Source organism: Kaistia granuli DSM 23481, from assembly GCF_000380505.1.
Lineage (GTDB): Bacteria > Pseudomonadota > Alphaproteobacteria > Rhizobiales > Kaistiaceae > Kaistia > Kaistia granuli.
In genome coordinates this window covers 193,271-211,250 of the sequence record NZ_AQYH01000004.1, presented here as the reverse complement: position 1 = coordinate 211,250, position 17,980 = coordinate 193,271, and the positions used below count along the sequence as shown (strand labels likewise).

Here is a 17,980-nt window from a genome sequence, read left to right as displayed (position 1 = left end):
CTCTCAGGCGCGATCCCGGCCCAAGTGAAGAAGACCGCGCTTCCCTCGGCCGCACAGCGTCGCGGCCGAGCACATCTCCGCTGGTGCGGAGATGCTGGAATCAGCGGATTGTCCCGACGACACCTTAGCGTCACATCGTCGGGAAGTTGAAGACCGCACCGGACTTGATGCCGTCCGGCCAGCGGGTCGTGACCGTCTTCAGCCTTGTGTAGAAATGCACGCCCTCCGGCCCGTAAATGGCGTGATCGCCGAAGATCGACTTCTTCCAGCCGCCGAAGGAATGATAGGCAACGGGAACCGGGATCGGCACGTTGATGCCGACCATGCCGGCCTCGACCTTGTCGGCAAACGAACGCGCCGCGTCGCCGTCGCGGGTGAAGATCGCGGTGCCATTGCCGAATTCATGGGCATTGATCAGCTCGAGTGCCTCGGAATAGGTGCCCGCCCGCAACACGGCGAGCACGGGACCGAAGATCTCCTCGCGATAGATCGTCATGTCCTTGCTGACATGATCAAAAAGCGTGCCACCGACGAAGTAGCCGTCCTCGTAGCCCTGCAGCTTGAAGCCACGGCCGTCGACGACCAGCTTCGCGCCCTCGGCGACACCCTTGTCGATGTAGCCGAGCACCTTTTCCATGTGCTGCTTGGTGACGAGCGGGCCCATCTCCGCGTCACGGTCCGTGGCCGGGCCGATCTTCAGCGCGCGCACGCGCGGCGCCAGCGTCTCGACCAGGGCATCGGCCGTCTTCTGGCCAACCGGAACCGCGACAGAGACCGCCATGCAGCGCTCGCCGGCCGAACCGTAGCCGGCGCCCATCAGCGCGTCGGCGACTTTGTCCATGTCGGCATCCGGCATGATGACCATGTGGTTCTTGGCGCCGCCCAGCGCCTGGACGCGCTTTCCGGCCGCCGTCCCGGTCGCATAGACATATTGCGCGATCGGCGTCGAGCCGACGAAGGAAACCGCCTTGATGTCGGGATGATGCAGGATTGCGTCGACGACTTCCTTGTCGCCATGCACGACGTTGAGAACGCCAGCCGGCAGGCCTGCCTCGTGCAGCAGCTCCGCCACCAGCATGGCGGCACCCGGGTCGCGCTCCGACGGCTTCAGGATGAAGGTGTTGCCGCAGGCGATCGCCACTGGATACATCCAGAGCGGCACCATGCAGGGGAAGTTGAACGGCGTGATGCCGGCGACGACGCCGAGCGCCTGGCGGTCGGAATAGGTGTCGATCGCCGGGCCGACATTCTTCGAATACTCGCCCTTCAGCAGATGCGGGATGCCGCAGGCGAACTCGACGACCTCGAGGCCGCGCTGCACTTCGCCGAGCGCATCGTCATGGGTCTTGCCGTGCTCGGCCGAGATCGCCCTGGCGATCCTGTCGGCGTTCTGCTCCAGCAGGTCCTTGAACTTGTACATGACGCGGGCGCGCTTCATCGGCGGCGTGTCGGCCCAGGCCGGGAACGCCGCCTTGGCCGAGGCGACGGCGGCATCGAGCTCCGCCGCCGTGGAAAGCGGCAGCGTCGCCGACCGTTCGCCGGTGGCCGGATTGTAGACGGGCTGGCTGCGCGTCGAGGTCGAGGGCGACGGCTTGCCGTCGACGAGATTGGCAATCGTGTTCAAGGCGATCGTATCCATTCTATCCTCCCGAACCTCAGTCGATCTGCTTCAGCACGTTCGCAAGCGTGTCGAAGATCTGGTCGATGTGGCTCTTCTCGATGATCAGCGGCGGCGACAACGCGATGATGTCGCCGGTCGTGCGGACCATCAGATTGCTTTCATAGGCCTTCAGGAAGGCCTGGAAGGCGCGCTTGGTCGGGCTGCCGGCGATCGGCTCCAGCTCGATGGCGCCGATCAGGCCGATGTTGCGGATGTCGATGACGTTCGGCAGGCCCTTCAGGCTGTGCAGCCCGTCCTCCCAATACTGGCTGATGTCGGCGACCCGGGTCATCAGCCCCTCTTCCTCGTAGACGTCGAGGGTGGCGAGGGCTGCGGCGCAGGCTACGGGATGAGCCGAATAGGTGTAGCCGTGGAACAGCTCGATGGTGTTTTCCGGCGCGTTCATGAACGCATCATAGATCTTCTTGGAGGCGAACACCGCGCCCATCGGCACGACGCCGCTGGTCAGGCCCTTGGCGGTCGTCACCAGGTCCGGGACGACGTCGAAATAATCGACGGCGAACGGCGTGCCGAGGCGGCCGAAGCCGGTGATGACCTCGTCGAAGATCAAGAGGATGTCGTGCTTGTCGCAGATCTCGCGCAGGCGCTTCAGATAGCCCTTCGGCGGGATCAGCACGCCGGTCGAGCAGGCGACCGGCTCGACGATCAGGGCGGCGATGTTGGAGGCGTCATGCAGCGCGATGACCTTCTCCAGATCATCCGCGAACTCGACGCCATATTCCGGCTCGCCGCGCGTGAAGGCGTTGCGGGAAAGGTCATGCGTGTGGCGAATGTGGTCGACGCCGGTCAGCATGGTGCCGAAGGTCTTGCGGTTGCCGGAGATACCGCCGACGGAGATGCCGCCGAAGCCGACGCCGTGATAGCCGCGCTCGCGGCCGAGCAGGCGGAACTTGGTGCCGTTGCCCTTGGCGCGGTGATAGGCGAGCGCGATCTTCAGCGCCGTATCGACCGATTCCGAGCCGGAATTGGTGAAGAAGACATGGTCGAGCGGCTTGGGCATCATGGCGGAGAGGCGCGCGGCCAGCTCGAATGCCTTCGGATGGCCCATCTGGAAGGCGGGCGCGTAGTCGAGCTCGGCGACCTGCTTCGAGACGGCCTCGACGATCTTCGGACGGGCATGGCCGGCATTCACGCACCAGAGCCCCGCGGTTCCGTCGAGGATCTGGCGGCCGTCGGCGGAGGTGTAGTGCATGTCCTTCGCGCTGACGAGCATGCGCGGATTCTGCTTGAACTGGCGGTTTGCCGTGAACGGCATCCAGAAGGCTTCGAGATTGTTCGGGAGAGGCGCGCTTGTCATGTTCCGTGTGTCCCTTAGCGGCCAGTTTCACAGCACGGCCGATCACTTTCTCGAACGTAACCTTAGGGTCAATGCCGGTCAAATTGTTGCCGCCGTTAAGAACGTTCTTTATATTGAACAGATGAACGCTTCGAACTTCGACATCGATGTCGGCGCCAGACTGCGCGAACTGCGCATCCGGCATGGCCTTTCGCAGCGGGCGCTGGCGAAGCGCGCCGGCGTCTCCAACGCCACCGTCTCGATGGTCGAGGCGAACCGGATGAGCCCCTCGGTCTCGGGCTTGCGCCAGATCCTCTCCGGCATCCCGTTCAGCCTGTCGGAGTTCTTCGCCGAGGCGCGGCCGCCGGCCGAGCAGGTCGTGTTTCGCGCGGCCGAGCTAAAGGAAATCGGCGGCGGCAAGATCTCCTACCGCCAGGTCGGTTCCAATCTCGAGGGCCGCTCGCTGCAGATGCTGCATGAGCGCTACAAGCCGGGCGCGGTTTCCGGCAAGGCGATGCTGTCGCATCAGGGCGAGGAGGCCGGCCTGATCATCCGCGGCCGCATGGTGCTGGAAGTCGACGGCGCCCGCTACGAACTGGCCGCCGGCGACGCCTATTTCTTCGACAGCCGCAAGCCGCACGCCTTCCGCAATGTCGGCGACGAGGACCTGGAACTGGTCTCCGCCTGCACGCCACCGAGCTTCTGAGCCGGCGGCCCGGCGCGAAACCATTGAAATCGGGCAAGAATCGACCGAAAGTCCGTTACGGAAGCCAAGCGGTGTCGCGAGGCACCGCGACAAGGGAAGCCAATTGGCCGGGTGGTCAGGCGCGCCACGAAGATCGAACGGGAAAGTCGACCACCGTCATGACACGGGCCGCACTGACGCCAGCCAATACCGCCCGCGCGCGCCAGACCAAGAAGCGGACGCGCATCCAGGAAGAGAACGAGGAACGCATCCTCGACGCCGCGCTGGAGATCTTCTCGACCTACGGTTTTCGCGGGGCCACTGTCGACCAGATCGCCGAGCTGGCCGGCATGACCAAGCCTAACCTGCTCTATTACTTCCGCCGCAAGGATGACATCTACCTCGCCATCCTGCGGCGGACGCTGGAGCTCTGGCTGCAGCCGCTGGAATCGCTCGGCGAGAGCGACGACCCGATCGCCGAGATCCGCGCCTATATCGACCGCAAGCTGGAGATGTCGCGCGACAATCCAAAGGCGTCGCGGCTCTATGCGATGGAGATCATGCAGGGCGCGCCGATCATAAGCGGCGTGCTCGCCACGCGGCTGAAGACGCTGGTCGACGACAAGGCCAAGGTGATCCAGCGCTGGATCGCCGAGGGTCGCCTGGCACCGATCGATCCGCATCACCTCATCTTCATGATCTGGGCGACGACGCAGCACTATGCCGATTTCGACGTCCAGGTCCGCGCGACGCTCGGCGAGGCCGCCGACGACAACCGCCATTTCGAGACGGCGACGCGCACGCTGGACGAGATCTTCCTGAACGGACTGCTGTCCCGCCCCAAATAGGCGGCTCCGTCCACGGCAAGGGCGCTAGAACGGCCGAAACTGCTTGACCGGAGCCCGCCGGCGCGATCGGCCGAAAACTGGAATTCCCCCTTCCGCGCTGCTAATCAGAAAGGGAGACTTGGCGCAGATATCGGACACATGCAGCATGCTGACGATTGATGACGTTGCGGCAATTCCTCTCTTTTCAACCCTCTCGCGAGAACAGCTGGAGCGACTGGCGCGGAACGCCGCCAACATCAGCCTGTCTCCGGCCGAATTCGCGGTCCATGCCGGAGAGGAACCGGCGCTCTATGCTGTGCTTTCCGGCAAGATCGAGGTCGTGAAGACGTTCGACGGCGTCGAGCGGACACTGGGCTGGCGCAATCCCGGGCAGATCTTCGGCGAGGTTCCGATCGCCCTCGGCTCGCCCTTCCCGGGCGGCTATCGCGCCGCCGAGCCGTCGCGGGTGATGCGGCTCGAACTGCAGCAATACTATGCCCTCGCCGCCGTCGCGCCGGAGGTCTCGCAGAAGGTAAGTGCGCTGGCTCGCGAGCGCATTGGCGGACTGCAGAGCCTGACCGCCGAACCGCAAAAGCCGCGCGTGACCATCGTCTGCCAGCGCTGGAATACCGAGGGCGGCGAGATCCGGCGCTTCCTGTCGCGCAACCAGATCTCCTTCAACTGGGTGACGCCGGATGCGGCCGAATTGCCCTCGCTCTGGGCAGGCCCCTGCCCGCCCGATGACGACTGCCCGGCGCTGCGCCTGGCCGACGGGACGACGCTGGTCCATCCGAACATCCGCGAGCTCGCGGACCGGCTCGGGCTGCAGACGAAGCCGCGTTCCGGCGAATATGACGTCGCGATCATCGGCGCCGGCCCGGCCGGACTGGCCGCGGCGGTCTATGGCGCGTCCGAGGGGCTCCGGACCATCGTCATCGAGCGCGAGGCTCCCGGCGGCCAGGCCGGCACCTCGTCGCGGATCGAGAACTATCTGGGCTTTCCAAGCGGCGTCTCGGGCGACGAACTGGCCAGCCGCGCGCTGCAGCAGGCAAGACGGCTCGGGGCGGAGATCCTCGTCACCCGGTCCGTCACCCGCATCGATCCGGCGACGCGCACGGTCGTCCTCGACGGCGACGAGACCGTTCACGCAAGGACCCTCATCCTCGCCACCGGCGTCAGCTGGCGGCGGCTCGCCATCGACGGCTTCGACCGCTTCATCGGCAAGGGCATCTATTATGGCGCGGCGCGCAGCGAGGTCGGCGTGACGCATGGCTTGAACGTCCATCTGATCGGCGCCGGCAATTCCGCCGGCCAGGCGGCGCTCTACTTCGCCAATCACGCCAACACGGTCACGCTCGTGGTCCGGGGCGACTCGCTCGAAAAGAGCATGTCGCAATACCTGATCGACCAGCTGCGTTCCAAATCGAACATCACCGCCCTTCTCAACGCCGAGATCATCGCCGTTCACGGCGAAACCAATCTGACGGCGATCGACATTCGCGACAACAGGAGCCAGGAGGTGCACCGGCAGGATTGCGGCGGCGTGTTCTGCTTCATCGGGGCCGACGCGGAAACCGAGTGGCTGCCGAAGGAGATCGCGCGTGACGGACGCGGCTATGTGCTGACCGGCGACGACGTGCGGAAGGCCGGCCACGGCTTGCCCGACCGCGACCCCTACCTGCTGGAATCGAGCGTCCCCGGCGTCTTCGCCTGCGGCGACGTCCGCCTCAGCCCGGTCAAGCGCGTCGCGGCGGCGGTCGGCGAAGGCAGCATGGCGATCGCCTTCGTCCACCAATATCTGGCGCGGGAAGGTCGCAAGACAGCGCCCTGATCAAGACTGCCAAGACATCGGCCGCGCCCTGAGACGCGGCCGAACTCGACTAATCCGGCAGCGTTCTATTCCGCCGGCTCGGCGGGAACAAAGGCCTTCGACATCGGGTTGTTGGGATGCGTCGTCCAGTTGGCATACTGGTCGGTGATCGCATAGCCGGTGCGCGGATCGACGCCCTCGATCATCTGCTCCATGGTGATGCAGCTTTCGACCGGACAGACGCTGACGCAGAGATTGCAGCCGACGCATTCGGCGTCGATCACCTCGAAATGCCGGACGCCGTCGACCATCGACGTGATCGCCTGGTGCGACGTGTCCTCGCAGGCGATGTGGCAGCGGCCGCACTTGATGCAGGAGTCCTGATCGATCTTCGCCTTCGCCACATAGTTCAGGTTCAGATACTGCCAGTCCGTGACATTGCCGACGGCGCGGCCGACGATCTCGTCGACCGAGGTGAAGCCGTGTTTGTCCATATAGTCGGACAGTCCGGTGATCATCTCCTGGACGATGCGGAAGCCATAGGTCATGGCGGCGGTGCAGACCTGAACGTTGCCGGCGCCGAGCGCCAGGAACTCGACCGCGTCGCGCCAGGTGGTGATGCCGCCAATGCCGGAGATCGGCAGGTTGCGCGTCTGCGGATCCCTGGCGATCTCGGCCACCATGTTGAGCGCGATCGGCTTCACCGCCGGACCGCAATAGCCGCCATGGCTGCCCTTGCCGTCGATGGTCGGGATCGGCGCGAAGCTGTCGATGTCGACGCCGATGATCGACGAAATGGTGTTGATCAGCGACACGGCATCGGCGCCGCCGGCCTGGGCGGCTCGGGCGGGATAACGGATGTCGGTGATGTTCGGCGTCAGCTTGACGATGACGGGCATGCGGCTGTGCTGCTTGCACCAGCGCGCCACCATCTCGATGTATTCCGGCACCTGGCCGACCGAAGAGCCCATGCCGCGCTCGCTCATGCCGTGCGGGCAGCCGAAATTGAGCTCGACGCCGTCCGCCTCGGTCTCCTCGACCTTGGCGAGGATATCCTTCCAGTAATGCTCCTCGCAGGGGACCATCAGCGAGACGACCACGGCCCGGTCCGGCCAGTCGCGCTTGACCTGCTTGATCTCGCGCAGATTGACCTCGAGCGGCCGGTCGGTGATCAGCTCGATGTTGTTGAGGCCGATCAGGCGACGATCATTCGAGTGGATCGCGCCGTAGCGCGGACCGGAGACGTTGACGACGGGCGGATCGGTACCGAGCGTCTTCCAGACGACGCCGCCCCAGCCATCCTTGAAGGCGCGAACGACGTTGTAGGCCTTGTCGGTCGGCGGCGCGGAGGCGAGCCAGAACGGATTAGGCGACTTGATGCCGGCGAAAGTCGAAGCGAGATTGGCCATGGGTTCCTCCTAGGCCGCGACGAACGGGGTCGAAAGCGCGAGATGGATGGATTCGGCGGCGATACGGCCGTCGGCGACGGCAGCCACCGTCAGATCCTCTCCGGTTGCGGCACAATCGCCGCCGGCCCAGACGCCCGGAAGCGTCGTGCGCCGCTCGTCGTCGACGCGGATTTTGCCATTTTCCAGCGCGATCGTCTCGGCCGAGCCGTTCAAAGCCGCGGGAATGAAGGTCTGGCCGATCGCCTTGAAGACAGTGTCGGCGGCAAGCTGGAAGGTCACGCCGGTGCCGACCAGCCGCCCCGCCTCGTCGCGCGTCTCCTCGAACTCGATGCCGGTCACACGACCGCCCTCGGTGACGAGGCGCTTCGGCTTGGCATTGTGGCGGATCAGGACGCCGTCGGTCTGGGCGAGTTCCTGCTCATAGTCGGACGCGCCCATCTTCTCCTGGCCACGGCGATAGACGACCGTCACGTCCTTGGCGCCGAGGCGCTTCGACTGCACGGCGACGTCGATCGCCGTCATGCCGCCGCCGACGACGACAATGCGGGCGCCGACCGGCAAGGTCGCCAGGTCCGCGGCCTGGCGAAGATCGGCGATGTAATCGACCGCGTCGGCGACGCCGTCGAGATCCTCGCCTTCGAGGCCGAGCGCATTGACGCCGGCGAGCCCCATGCCGAGGAAGACGGCGTCATAGGACTGCCGCAGTTCCGCGAGGCTGATGTCGCGGCCGATCGCCTTGCCGTGCTCGATGGTGATGCCACCGATCGACAGGATGAAATCGACTTCCTTCTGGGCGAAATCGTCGGGCGCCTTGTAGGCGGCGATGCCGTATTCGTTGAGGCCGCCGGCCTTGCTCCGCGCGTCGTAGATGACGACGTCATGGCCGTGCATGGCGAGGCGATGCGCGGCAGCGAGACCGGCGGGGCCGGCACCGACGACGGCGACCCGCTTGCCGGTAGGCTCGGCGCGCTCGAAGGGCTGCTCGCCGCGCGCTTCCATCAGCACGTCGGTGGCATAGCGTTGCAGCAGGCCGATCTTGACCGGCTTGCCCTCGGCCGCCTCGCGAACGCAGGCCTCCTCGCAGAGCGTTTCGGTCGGGCAGACGCGGGCGCACATGCCGCCGAGGATGTTCTGCGACAGGATCGTCTCGGCCGAGCCTTCCGGATTGTCGGTCAGGATCTGGCGGATGAAGAGCGGGATGTCGATCGAGGTCGGGCACGCCTTCACGCAGGGCGCGTCATAGCAGAAATAGCAGCGATCGGACTCGACCAGCGCCTGGTGGCGATCGAGTGGAGGATGGATGTCGAGAAAATTGACGGCATATTCGTCGGGCGACAGACGGCCCGTTGCGATGTCCGGCACATGCGTCGGCATACGCTTCCCTCCCTACCGGCCGCGCGCGGCCCTGGGTTCCTGTTCCGACCGGCGATCTGCCGGCCGTGCTCAATCGAGCCGTGGCCGCCCCTCGTTGTTTTTATGGGACCGCGGTTCGAAGTCTTGATCATCTGGACAAATTTTAAGAACAGCGTCAAGGCTTGATTTGAGCCATTCCAAACTGTGCGATGCACAAAATTACGTCGCGTCGGCGGGCCGGAATGGCCTGCCTTTTCGCGACATTGTCGAGATTCCGGATGCGCTGCCGTCGCCGCTCACGATGCCGCTGCCCAATTCGCGCCCAGCGGCTTCGGCCCAATTGATAGGCAAGTCTGTTTTTTAATCAGGCTCGACGACCCCGACAAGGCGGCTTGACGGGCCAAACCACCCCGAATTGGCGGAATTCCGCCGCTGGCACGCGATTTGCCACTCGTCTCCCGAGTTCAATCGGAGACGAAGATGGCACGACCTGCGGATCTTGAACTGGCCTCGGTCACCAAAAGCTACGGCGGCACGATCGCCGTCGATGCGATCAACCTCAAGATCAAGGCCGGAACCTATTGCTGCCTACTCGGCCCCTCGGGCTGCGGCAAGTCGTCGACGCTCCGGATGATCGCCGGCCACGAGGCGGTTTCCGACGGCGACATCGCGCTCGGCCACGAGATCGTGAACAAGCTGCCGCCAGCGCGGCGCGGCACGGCGATGATGTTCCAGTCCTACGCGCTGTTCCCGCATCTCTCGGTCCGCGACAACGTCGCCTTCTCGCTGAAGATGAAGGGCGTCGGCAAAGTCGACCGCTCGATCCAGGCGACCGAGGCGCTGAAACTCGTCGACATGGAGCGCTATGCCGAGCGGCTGCCGAGCCAGCTTTCCGGTGGCCAGCAGCAGCGCGTGGCTCTCGCCCGCGCCCTCGTCACCGATCCGCAGATCCTGCTGCTCGACGAGCCGCTCTCCGCCCTCGACCCGTTCCTGAAGATCAAGGTCCGCGCCGAACTCAAGCGCTTCCAGCGCGAGCTCGGCATCTCCTTCATCCATGTGACGCACAGCCAGGAAGAGGCGATGGCGCTGGCCGACCTGATCGTCATCATGAACAACGGCAAGATCGAGCAGGCGGGAACGCCGCGCGAAATCTTCAACGCGCCGGCGACGGAATTCGTCGCCCGCTTCATCGGCGGCCACAACGTCCTGCCGATCGACGGACGCACGGTGAGCGTGCGCGCCGACCGTCTCAGCGTCTCGGCCGGCGGCGGCGACGGCCTCGCCGCCTCCGTGCGCGACGTCGAATACCAGGGCACCGCCGTCTATCTGAGCCTCGCCACCGACGAGGGCCTGGAACTGACGGCCATCGTGCCGGAACGCGCCTTCTACCAGCAGCCCTTCGAGACCGGCGACACCGTGACGGTGCGCTGGGACCCCAACGACATCCACGAACTTTCCGCCGCCGCCTGAGCGCGCGGATCCTTGCCTATAAAACCAGAGGAGACCAAGGGAATGGACGACAAGAACAAGACCGGCATTTCGCGCCGCACGCTGCTCAAGGGCTCGGCCATCACGGCCGGCTTCCTCGGCACCACCGCCGTGACCGGCTTCCCGGCCGTGCACGCCGACGAGCCGATCACGCTGCGCTATCTCTCGACCGCGACCAACCAGTCGCCGGCGATCGCCGCCAAGGCGAAGGAGATCACCGGCATCAACATCGAATACGTCACCGTCACGACGGACGACGTCACCAAGCGGATCATCACCCAGCCCGATTCCTTCGATCTCGTCGACACGGAGTATTTCGCACTTCGCAACCTGATCCCGTCCGGCAATTTCCAGGCGATCGACGCCAACAAGGTGAAGCTGGTCGACAAGCTGGCGACCGCCATCACCAAGGGCGAGGTCGACGGCAAGAAGATCGGCAACCAGGGCACGGCGCCGCACAAGGTGCTCTATCTCGAGAAGCAGCGCGGCAAGGAGTTCGCCACCGAGCAGACCGAGTGGATCACGCTGATCCCGACCACCTACAACGCCGATACGCTCGGCATCCGGCCGGACCTGATCAAGCGCCCGATCGAGAGCTGGGCCGAGCTGCTCAATCCCGAATTCAAGGGCAAGACCTCGATCCTCAACATCCCGTCGATCGGCATCATGGACGCCGCCATGGTCAACGAGGCGATGGGCGTCGTGAAATATGGCGACAAGGGCAACATGACCAAGGAGGAGATCGACAAGACGATCGCCACCCTGATCGAGGCCAAGAAGGCCGGCCAGTTCCGCGCCTTCTGGTCCGACTTCAACGAGAGCGTCAACCTGATGGCCTCGGGCGAGACCGTCGTGCAGTCGATGTGGTCGCCGGCGGTCACCGCCGTCCGCCTCAAGGGCATCCCCTGCACCTTCCAGCCGCTGAAGGAAGGCTACCGCGCCTGGGCCTCGGGCTTCGGCCTGCCGAAGACGCTGAAGGGCAAGAAGCTCGACGCCGCCTACGAGTTCATCAACTGGTTCCTCGACGGCTGGGCCGGCGCGCATCTGAACCGCCAGGGCTATTACGCCGCCGTGCTCGATACGGCGCAGCAGAACATGGAGCCCTATGAATGGGCGTTCTGGATGGAGGGCAAGCCGGCAGAGAAGGACATTCACGGCCCGGATGGCGGCCTGCTCGAGAAGGCCGGGACGGTCCGCGACGGCGGCTCCTACAACACCCGCATGGGCGCCGTCGCCTGCTGGAACTCGATCATGGATGAGAACGCTTACATGATCCAGAAGTGGAACGAGTTCATCGCCGCCTGATCGGAAAGAGGCGGGAAGCCGTACCCGGCAAGGGTGTGGCTTCCCCTCGACCGCCGGCTCTGCGTCATCCCGGGCGGAGCCCCGGGATCCATTCAGCCGAAGCGCCCAATGATTATCCGCCTCGGCTGAATGGATCCCCGCCTTCGCGGGGATGACGAGAACGGTTTCGGCTCCCCTCCCCGACAAGAAACGCCTCCCGCCGCGCGGAAGCGGCCATTCCATCCTTGCAAGCGTCTGCGGACCAAACGGAGCCTGCCCGACATGCTGGAAATGAAATCGCGCTGGGCACCCTATTGGCAGGCCGCGCCACTCGCGATCGTCTTCCTGATCTTCTTCGTGCTGCCACTGCTGGTGACGTTCGCCGTCAGCTTCTGGACCTATACCGGCTACTCGATCGAACCGGCCTTCGTCGGCGACAATTACGCCACCGCCTTCGACAAGTGCCTCACCTCGCTGCCGGAGCTCTGCACGACCTTCCGCACCTATCTGTCGACGCTCAAATTCTGCCTGATGGTCTGGCTGATCACCCTGGTGCTCGGCTTCACCATCGCCTATTTCCTCGTCTTCGAGGTCAAGTCCAACAATGCCCGGTTGATCCTGGCGCTGATCACGACGATCCCGTTCTGGACCTCGAACGTCATCCGCATGATCTCGTGGATCCCGCTGCTCGGCCGCAACGGCGTCGTCAACCAATGGCTGCTCTCGGTGGGCCTGATCTCCGAGCCGCTCGACTGGCTGCTCTATTCGAACTTCTCCGTCGTGCTGGCGCTCGTGCACCTCAACACGGTCTTCATGATCGTGCCGATCCTGAATTCGATGTCGCGCATCGACAAATCGCTGGTCGAGGCCGCCTACGACACCGGCGCCACCGGCTGGCAGACGCTCTGGAACGTCATCATCCCGCTGTCGAAGACCGGCATCGCCATCGGCTCGATCTTCGTCATCACCGTGGTAATGGGCGACTTCATCTCGATCGGCCTGATGGGCGGCCAGCAGATCGCCTCTGCCGGCAAGGTCATCGAAGCCCAGATCAACGCGCTGCAATTCCCGATCGCCGCCGCCAACGCCGTCGTCCTGCTCGTCATCGTGCTGATGATCATCTGGACGCTGCTGCGCTTCGTCGACATCCGCAAGGAGCTCTGAGCATGACCGAGGGACGCTCGCGCGCTTTCTATGTCCTGTCGGCGGTCTTCGCCCTCTACACGCTGTTCCTCTACGGCCCGACGATCACCATCCTGGTGCTGTCGTTCCAGGGCCCGAACGGCGGCATGACGTTCCCGATGAACGGGGTGTCGCTGCACTGGTTCCACAATCTCTGGGCTGGCATCGGCGTGCCCAACGTCGTCGACGCGCTGCTGAACTCGCTCAAGCTCGGCCTCGCCGTCACGCTGACGACGGTGGTGATCTCGGTGATGGCGGGCTACGCGTTCCGCCACAAGTTCAAAGGCGCCAACCTGCTGTTCTTCACGGCGATCGCCAGCCTCATCCTGCCGTCGATCGTCGTCTCGCTCGGCATCGCGCTCGAGTTCCAGCTGTTCAACCAGACCATCGCCGGCGTCGGCGACCATCTCGTCGACAACTATGTCGATATCGACAACGCCACCGCCTGGACCAACTTCCTTGGCAATATCGGCATCGCCATCCAGGACAACTTCCAGACCCTGATGGGCCTGTTCACCTCCGGCTTCGGCGCGCACCTGACCTGGACGCTGCCCTTCGGCCTGCTGATCATGTTCGCCGTCTTCAACCGCTTCAACCCGGCCTACGAGGAAGCGGCGCGCGACCTCGGCGCCTCGTCCTGGCAGACTTTCCGCTATGTCGTGCTGCCGATGATCGCGCCCTCGCTGATCGGCGTGGCGCTGTTCGGCTTCACGCTGTCCTTCGACGAGATCGCCCGTTCGAGCCAGACGGTCGGCTCGGCCAACACGCTGCCGCTGACGCTGCGCGGCCTCACCACCACCGTGACGACGCCCGTGATCTACGCGCTCGGCACCGTCACCACCGCCGTCTCCTTCGCGGTGATCGGCACCGCCGTCCTCATCCTGCTGATCGTCCAGCATCGCCGCCGCCGGCACGGCTCCGACGCCGGCAGCGGCATCGCCTGACAGCGGGCGATCGCATTTCCGCAACAGTCCGCGACGCCGGGGAACAGTGGCTCGATGCCTCTGGAACCATTGGCAATTCCGCTCGTTTCCCTCACGGGTCGCATGGAAAACATCAAGGGACTGAGCGTATGAGTGCGTATCAAGGATATGCAGGTTTCCGTCGACCCGCCGATATCGTCTCCGATAACGTCCTCTCCGACACGCAGAAGACGGAGACGTTGCTGCACTGGAAGCGCGCCGTGTCGCGACTGGCTCCCTTTGCATCGGCCGACGAACGGGAAGCTTATAGAAACCTAACCATAGAACTGGCTACCGCGCTGAGGCATATCGACATAGTGCCAGCCAAGCCGCATATATTCGAGACGTTGTCCCTCAAGTCTAGCAAGTCTTGAGCAGCAAACAGGAGTGCCGACATGGTGACCAAGACAGACGGTTCCGACCTCTCCGATCAGGTCAAGGCCATCCAGGCCGAATTGGCGTCCCTGACCGAGACGATCCGCAAGTTCGGATCCGAGCAGGCGAGCGCCGGTGCCGAGGCGCTGCATGGCGCTGCCGACCGGGCGAGTGAAGCCTTCCGCTCGTCGGCGGAGGAAGCACGCCGACGCGGCCACAAGGTGGCGGAGGATCTCGAGGGCCAGATCACCAGCAATCCGGTGCCGGCCGTGCTGATCGCGGCGGGTATCGGCCTGTTCATCGGTGCTCTCATAGGCCGGCGATGAGCGGTCTGTTCCAGGCCCTGACGAGCGTGGCGGCAGCTGCTGCCACGCAGTCAACGGTCCGAACATTGAAGCGCGTCGGCCTCCTGGCGTTGGCCGGCGTCTTTATCATCGTCGGGTTCTGCTTCGGCGTCGCCGCAGGCTATCAGGCGATCACCCTGACCTATGGCTCGCTGGTGGCGAAACTGGTCGTGGGCGGAGCGTTCCTGGTCGTCGGGCTGGTGGTCCTGCTGATCGCCAACTGGCGCAACAACCGCCGCCAGGTGCAGGAGGTCGGCACCACCAGCGTCGCCCTCGCCTTCGCGATGGGATTGCTCGGCGGCCTGTCGCGCAAGCGCTAGACCGAACGCCCCCGATCTTACCGCACGAAAAAGGGAGCCTCGGCTCCCTTTTCCATGTCTGCCTGGTTCAGGCGATAACGTGGCTGGCCGGAATATCGATCTCGCAGATCACGCCGAGCGGCGTGAATTCGAGCGTGACGTCGCCGTCAAGCGCCTGGCCGACGCTCCGCTCCAGCAGTGTCACGCCGAACCCGGTCTTTCGCGGCGGCTGCACTTCCGGCCCGTTCGTCTCTTCCCAGCGCATGTGGAAACGGTTGCCGTTCTGCACCGCCCAGCGCAACGAAATCCGTCCGCCGGGCACGGACAAGGCGCCGTATTTCGACGCGTTGGTGGTCAGCTCATGCAGGGCGAGCCCGATATTCTGCACCGCGTCCGGACGCAGGCTGATGAAGGGCCCCTCGATCTTCAACTGATCCGAACCCGGCTCGACGGCCTGGGCGAGCTGAGCATTGACGAGATCGTGCAGGATCGCGCCATGCCATTCCTGCGCGACAAGCAGGTCGTGCGAGGCCGCCATCGCCCGGAGGCGGGCCGAAAAGCGCGAGACGAAGGTCTGCGGATCGTCGGAGCGCGCGGCGGTCTGGCGCGCCATCGCCTGGATCACCGCCAGCAGGTTCTTCGACCGATGGGTGAGCTCGCGCATCACCAGGCGCAGATGCACCTCCTGCATATGTGTCTCGGTCACGTCGACGGCGACGCCGGCCAGGCCAACGATTTCGTGGCCGAGGCCGAGGATGGGCTCGACCCGAAGCTGAAAATGGCGATCCCGGCCTTCAAGCGGCATGACAATTTCGCCGTGCTGCGCCTCGCCGGTTGCCATCGCCATGCGCTTCATCGCGAGGATCGGCTCGCCGATGTCGCGCGGCCAGTAGTCCTCGTCGGTACGACCGAGCAGGTCCTTGGAGGAAATGCCCGCCGCCGGATTGTAGACCCAATTGTAGCGAAGGTCCCTGTCGTGGCTGAAGACCATGATCGACGAGCCGCGCAGCGCAAGGTCGAAGCGAGAATTGGCCTCGGCGAGGCTGGAAGTCAGCGCCGAAAGGCGCGTCTCGTAGTCATGCCGCTCTGTCAAATCGACCACGGCCGAGGTCAGACCGACGATCTCACCGGCGTTGTCGCGCAGGGGTTCGATCGACAGCCTCAAATACTGCGAACCGCCTTCGGCGGTCGCCACGACGACGTTGAGCGACGTGCCCTGGCCACTCGAAATGACGCCGCGCTTGGCGTCGACGACCTGTGCCGCGACGTCGCCGGGAAACAGATCGGCGTCCGTCTTGCCGACAACCTCGTCGGAACCGAGTCCAAATCGGGGATGGTAGGCCCAGGTGAAGATGAGTCCGGTGTCCTGGTTGAACACAGCGATGTCGGAGCCGGACAACGCCGCCTCGAAACGCTGATTGATTTCCTTCAGCTCGCCGGTCCGGGCCTTGACCTTGTTCTCGAGGTCGCTGCGGATGTCCGTCAGCTGCCGCATCGTATCGATATGGGCGTCGATCTCCGATTTCAGATGCTGGTTGTTGCGTTCGAGCTGGCGCGGCGACGGCAGCGCCAACAGCTGCGGCAAGGCAAAGCGGATGAGAAACACAGCAATCAGGGCGATCATCGCTGCGACGCTCTCGAAGACGCGCGGATAGAGCGTGGATGGCCACCACAGTGAGTAGGCGGAGAGGCTGTGCGAGACCGTGATGCATACCAAGATCAGTGCGAAGGCCAGCGCAACGCGGCGGTAGACGCCTGGAAGGTCGCGCCGTTTGACCAGGAAGACGACCGTCGCCACCGCGATGCCGAGCGTGCTGGCCGCGATCACCAGCCGCGGGATCGCTCGCGCCAGGTTCGCTTCCTGCCCGGCCAGCCCTTCCGGAAGAAACTGGAGCAACCAATCCATCAGCGGGGTCCTTCGGGGATCAGATATGACGCGACATGCCGCCCCAAGGGGGCGGCTTGCTGCGGAGAGGGGCGAACGGAATCCAGGAAGAATTTGCGCGCCACGAAGCCACGCGCAGCCGACGCCGCCTTGATCCGGCTGCGACGGCTCCCACGGCGATATACCCCAAACCGGGCTGCCGAACCCTGGACCCGCGTCCGATTCAGGCCGCCATCGACGCCGTCGAGTTGAAGAACAGCGCCTGGCTGATCGCCGCCTTGACTGTGCGGGGATCGAAAGGCTTGGTCAGCAAGAAGGTCGGCTCGGGACGTTCGCCGGTCAGGAGGCGCTGCGGGAACGCCGTGATGAAGATCACGGGGACGTTGAAGCCGGCCAGGATATCCTTCACGGCGTCAATGCCCGACGATCCGTCGGCCAGCTGGATGTCTGCCAGCACCAGACCCGGCATTTCCCGTTTCGCGGCCTCGACCGCGTCATCGCGCGTGCGGGCGACCGCCGCCACTTCATGTCCGAGTTCCTGGACAATGCCGGAAAGATCCATCGAGATCAGCGGCTCGTCCTCGATGATGAGAACGCGGGTGCGGGTCTGACGATCGATCTCGGCCAGGGCGTCCGCGAGCAGCGGCTGGACGCGCTCGGCGTCGATCCCCATGACGGCGGCGGCGTCGTCATCGGAAAAGCCTTCCATCGTCGTCAGCAGCAGCGCCTGGCGGCTTTCCGGGGTCATGGACGCGAGGCGTTGCTGGGCCGTCGTCTCCTGCCGGCTCAAGCCGTCGATCGCGGCATCGGAGCCGACCTGGGTACCGGACCAGATGGCGTGGAACAGCCGATACAGGGCAACTTTGGGGTGGACGCCGCGGTCGATCACGCTCGGCTCGTTGACGATCGCCTGCAGGCAGGCGCGCACATAGGCGTCGCCGCTGTTCTGACCGCCGGTCAGGGCCCGCGCATAACGCCGCAGAAGTGGCAGATGCGGTGCAAGGGCCTGCGACAGACTTTCGGGCATAGATTCCCCCTGTTTGTGGTCGAGTCAGCAACAGAACGTGGCACATGCCATTCGGTTCCAAAATTGCCGGAACCATTTTTGGACTGCCGCATT

Annotated in this window: 15 protein-coding genes; 9 read left to right on the top strand and 6 right to left on the bottom strand. The window is 64.7% G+C overall.

The window, feature by feature from the left end:
- Window positions 1-130: 130 nt before the first annotated feature.
- Window positions 131-1,639, bottom strand: coding sequence for a CoA-acylating methylmalonate-semialdehyde dehydrogenase (locus G342_RS0104895; RefSeq protein WP_018181990.1), 1,509 nt, complete (start codon window positions 1,637-1,639; stop codon window positions 131-133).
- A gap of 16 nt (window positions 1,640-1,655) precedes the next feature.
- A complete protein-coding gene (gene aptA / locus G342_RS0104890) occupies window positions 1,656-2,978 on the bottom strand; it encodes an omega-aminotransferase AptA (protein WP_018181989.1) in 1,323 nt (440 codons plus the stop codon).
- A gap of 121 nt (window positions 2,979-3,099) precedes the next feature.
- On the opposite strand from aptA, the gene G342_RS0104885 reads away from it, so the two are divergent.
- The 3 genes from G342_RS0104885 (at window position 3,100) to G342_RS0104875 (ending at window position 6,300) form a co-directional block, all read left to right on the top strand.
- Window positions 3,100-3,663, top strand: a complete 564-nt coding sequence (locus G342_RS0104885) for a cupin domain-containing protein (RefSeq protein WP_018181988.1) — start codon at window positions 3,100-3,102, stop codon at window positions 3,661-3,663.
- Window positions 3,664-3,821: 158 nt separating this feature from the next.
- Complete coding sequence (gene rutR / locus G342_RS0104880; RefSeq protein WP_018181987.1) at window positions 3,822-4,490, top strand: HTH-type transcriptional regulator RutR; 669 nt, start codon at window positions 3,822-3,824, stop codon at window positions 4,488-4,490.
- Between the two features lie 145 nt (window positions 4,491-4,635).
- Window positions 4,636-6,300 carry an FAD-dependent oxidoreductase gene (locus G342_RS0104875; protein WP_018181986.1) on the top strand — a complete coding sequence of 555 codons (1,665 nt, stop codon included), beginning with the start codon at window positions 4,636-4,638 and terminating at the stop codon, window positions 6,298-6,300.
- Window positions 6,301-6,365: 65 nt separating this feature from the next.
- Here the strand turns inward: G342_RS0104875 and preA are convergent, their stop codons facing one another.
- Together preA and G342_RS0104865 are read right to left on the bottom strand one after the other, a co-directional pair.
- Window positions 6,366-7,688 carry an NAD-dependent dihydropyrimidine dehydrogenase subunit PreA gene (gene preA, locus G342_RS0104870; RefSeq protein ID WP_018181985.1) on the bottom strand — a complete coding sequence of 441 codons (1,323 nt, stop codon included), beginning with the start codon at window positions 7,686-7,688 and terminating at the stop codon, window positions 6,366-6,368.
- A 9-nt stretch (window positions 7,689-7,697) separates the two neighbouring features.
- Window positions 7,698-9,062, bottom strand: a complete 1,365-nt coding sequence (locus G342_RS0104865) for an NAD(P)-dependent oxidoreductase (protein WP_018181984.1) — start codon at window positions 9,060-9,062, stop codon at window positions 7,698-7,700.
- A gap of 459 nt (window positions 9,063-9,521) precedes the next feature.
- Here G342_RS0104865 and G342_RS0104860 point away from each other — a divergent pair, with 459 nt between their 5' ends.
- The 6 genes from G342_RS0104860 to G342_RS0104830 all read left to right on the top strand — a co-directional run bounded on the left by G342_RS0104860 (window position 9,522) and on the right by G342_RS0104830 (window position 14,996).
- Window positions 9,522-10,511, top strand: a complete 990-nt coding sequence (locus G342_RS0104860; protein WP_018181983.1) for an ABC transporter ATP-binding protein — start codon at window positions 9,522-9,524, stop codon at window positions 10,509-10,511.
- Window positions 10,512-10,553: 42 nt separating this feature from the next.
- Window positions 10,554-11,834: an ABC transporter substrate-binding protein gene (locus G342_RS0104855; protein WP_018181982.1), complete on the top strand. Its 1,281-nt coding sequence runs from the start codon at window positions 10,554-10,556 to the stop codon at window positions 11,832-11,834.
- Between the two features lie 261 nt (window positions 11,835-12,095).
- The gene (locus G342_RS0104850; protein ID WP_018181981.1) at window positions 12,096-12,977 is read left to right on the top strand and encodes an ABC transporter permease; all 882 of its coding nucleotides are present in this window, start codon (window positions 12,096-12,098) and stop codon (window positions 12,975-12,977) included.
- Window positions 12,978-12,979: 2 nt separating this feature from the next.
- Window positions 12,980-13,939 carry an ABC transporter permease gene (locus tag G342_RS0104845; protein WP_018181980.1) on the top strand — a complete coding sequence of 320 codons (960 nt, stop codon included), beginning with the start codon at window positions 12,980-12,982 and terminating at the stop codon, window positions 13,937-13,939.
- 413 nt (window positions 13,940-14,352) lie between these two features.
- On the top strand, window positions 14,353-14,658 hold the full coding sequence (locus tag G342_RS23275; RefSeq protein WP_018181978.1) for an ElaB/YgaM/YqjD family protein: 306 nt from the start codon (window positions 14,353-14,355) through the stop codon (window positions 14,656-14,658).
- Window positions 14,655-14,996: a hypothetical protein gene (locus G342_RS0104830; RefSeq protein WP_210162354.1), complete on the top strand. Its 342-nt coding sequence runs from the start codon at window positions 14,655-14,657 to the stop codon at window positions 14,994-14,996. Before G342_RS23275 ends, G342_RS0104830 begins: the two co-directional genes overlap by 4 nt.
- 67 nt (window positions 14,997-15,063) lie before the next feature.
- Here the strand turns inward: G342_RS0104830 and G342_RS25140 are convergent, their stop codons facing one another.
- Both G342_RS25140 and G342_RS0104820 read right to left on the bottom strand, forming a co-directional pair.
- Window positions 15,064-16,881 carry a sensor histidine kinase gene (locus tag G342_RS25140; RefSeq protein ID WP_018181976.1) on the bottom strand — a complete coding sequence of 606 codons (1,818 nt, stop codon included), beginning with the start codon at window positions 16,879-16,881 and terminating at the stop codon, window positions 15,064-15,066.
- A gap of 202 nt (window positions 16,882-17,083) precedes the next feature.
- The gene (locus G342_RS0104820) at window positions 17,084-17,887 is read right to left on the bottom strand and encodes a response regulator (protein WP_018181975.1); all 804 of its coding nucleotides are present in this window, start codon (window positions 17,885-17,887) and stop codon (window positions 17,084-17,086) included.
- Window positions 17,888-17,980: the final 93 nt, after the last annotated feature.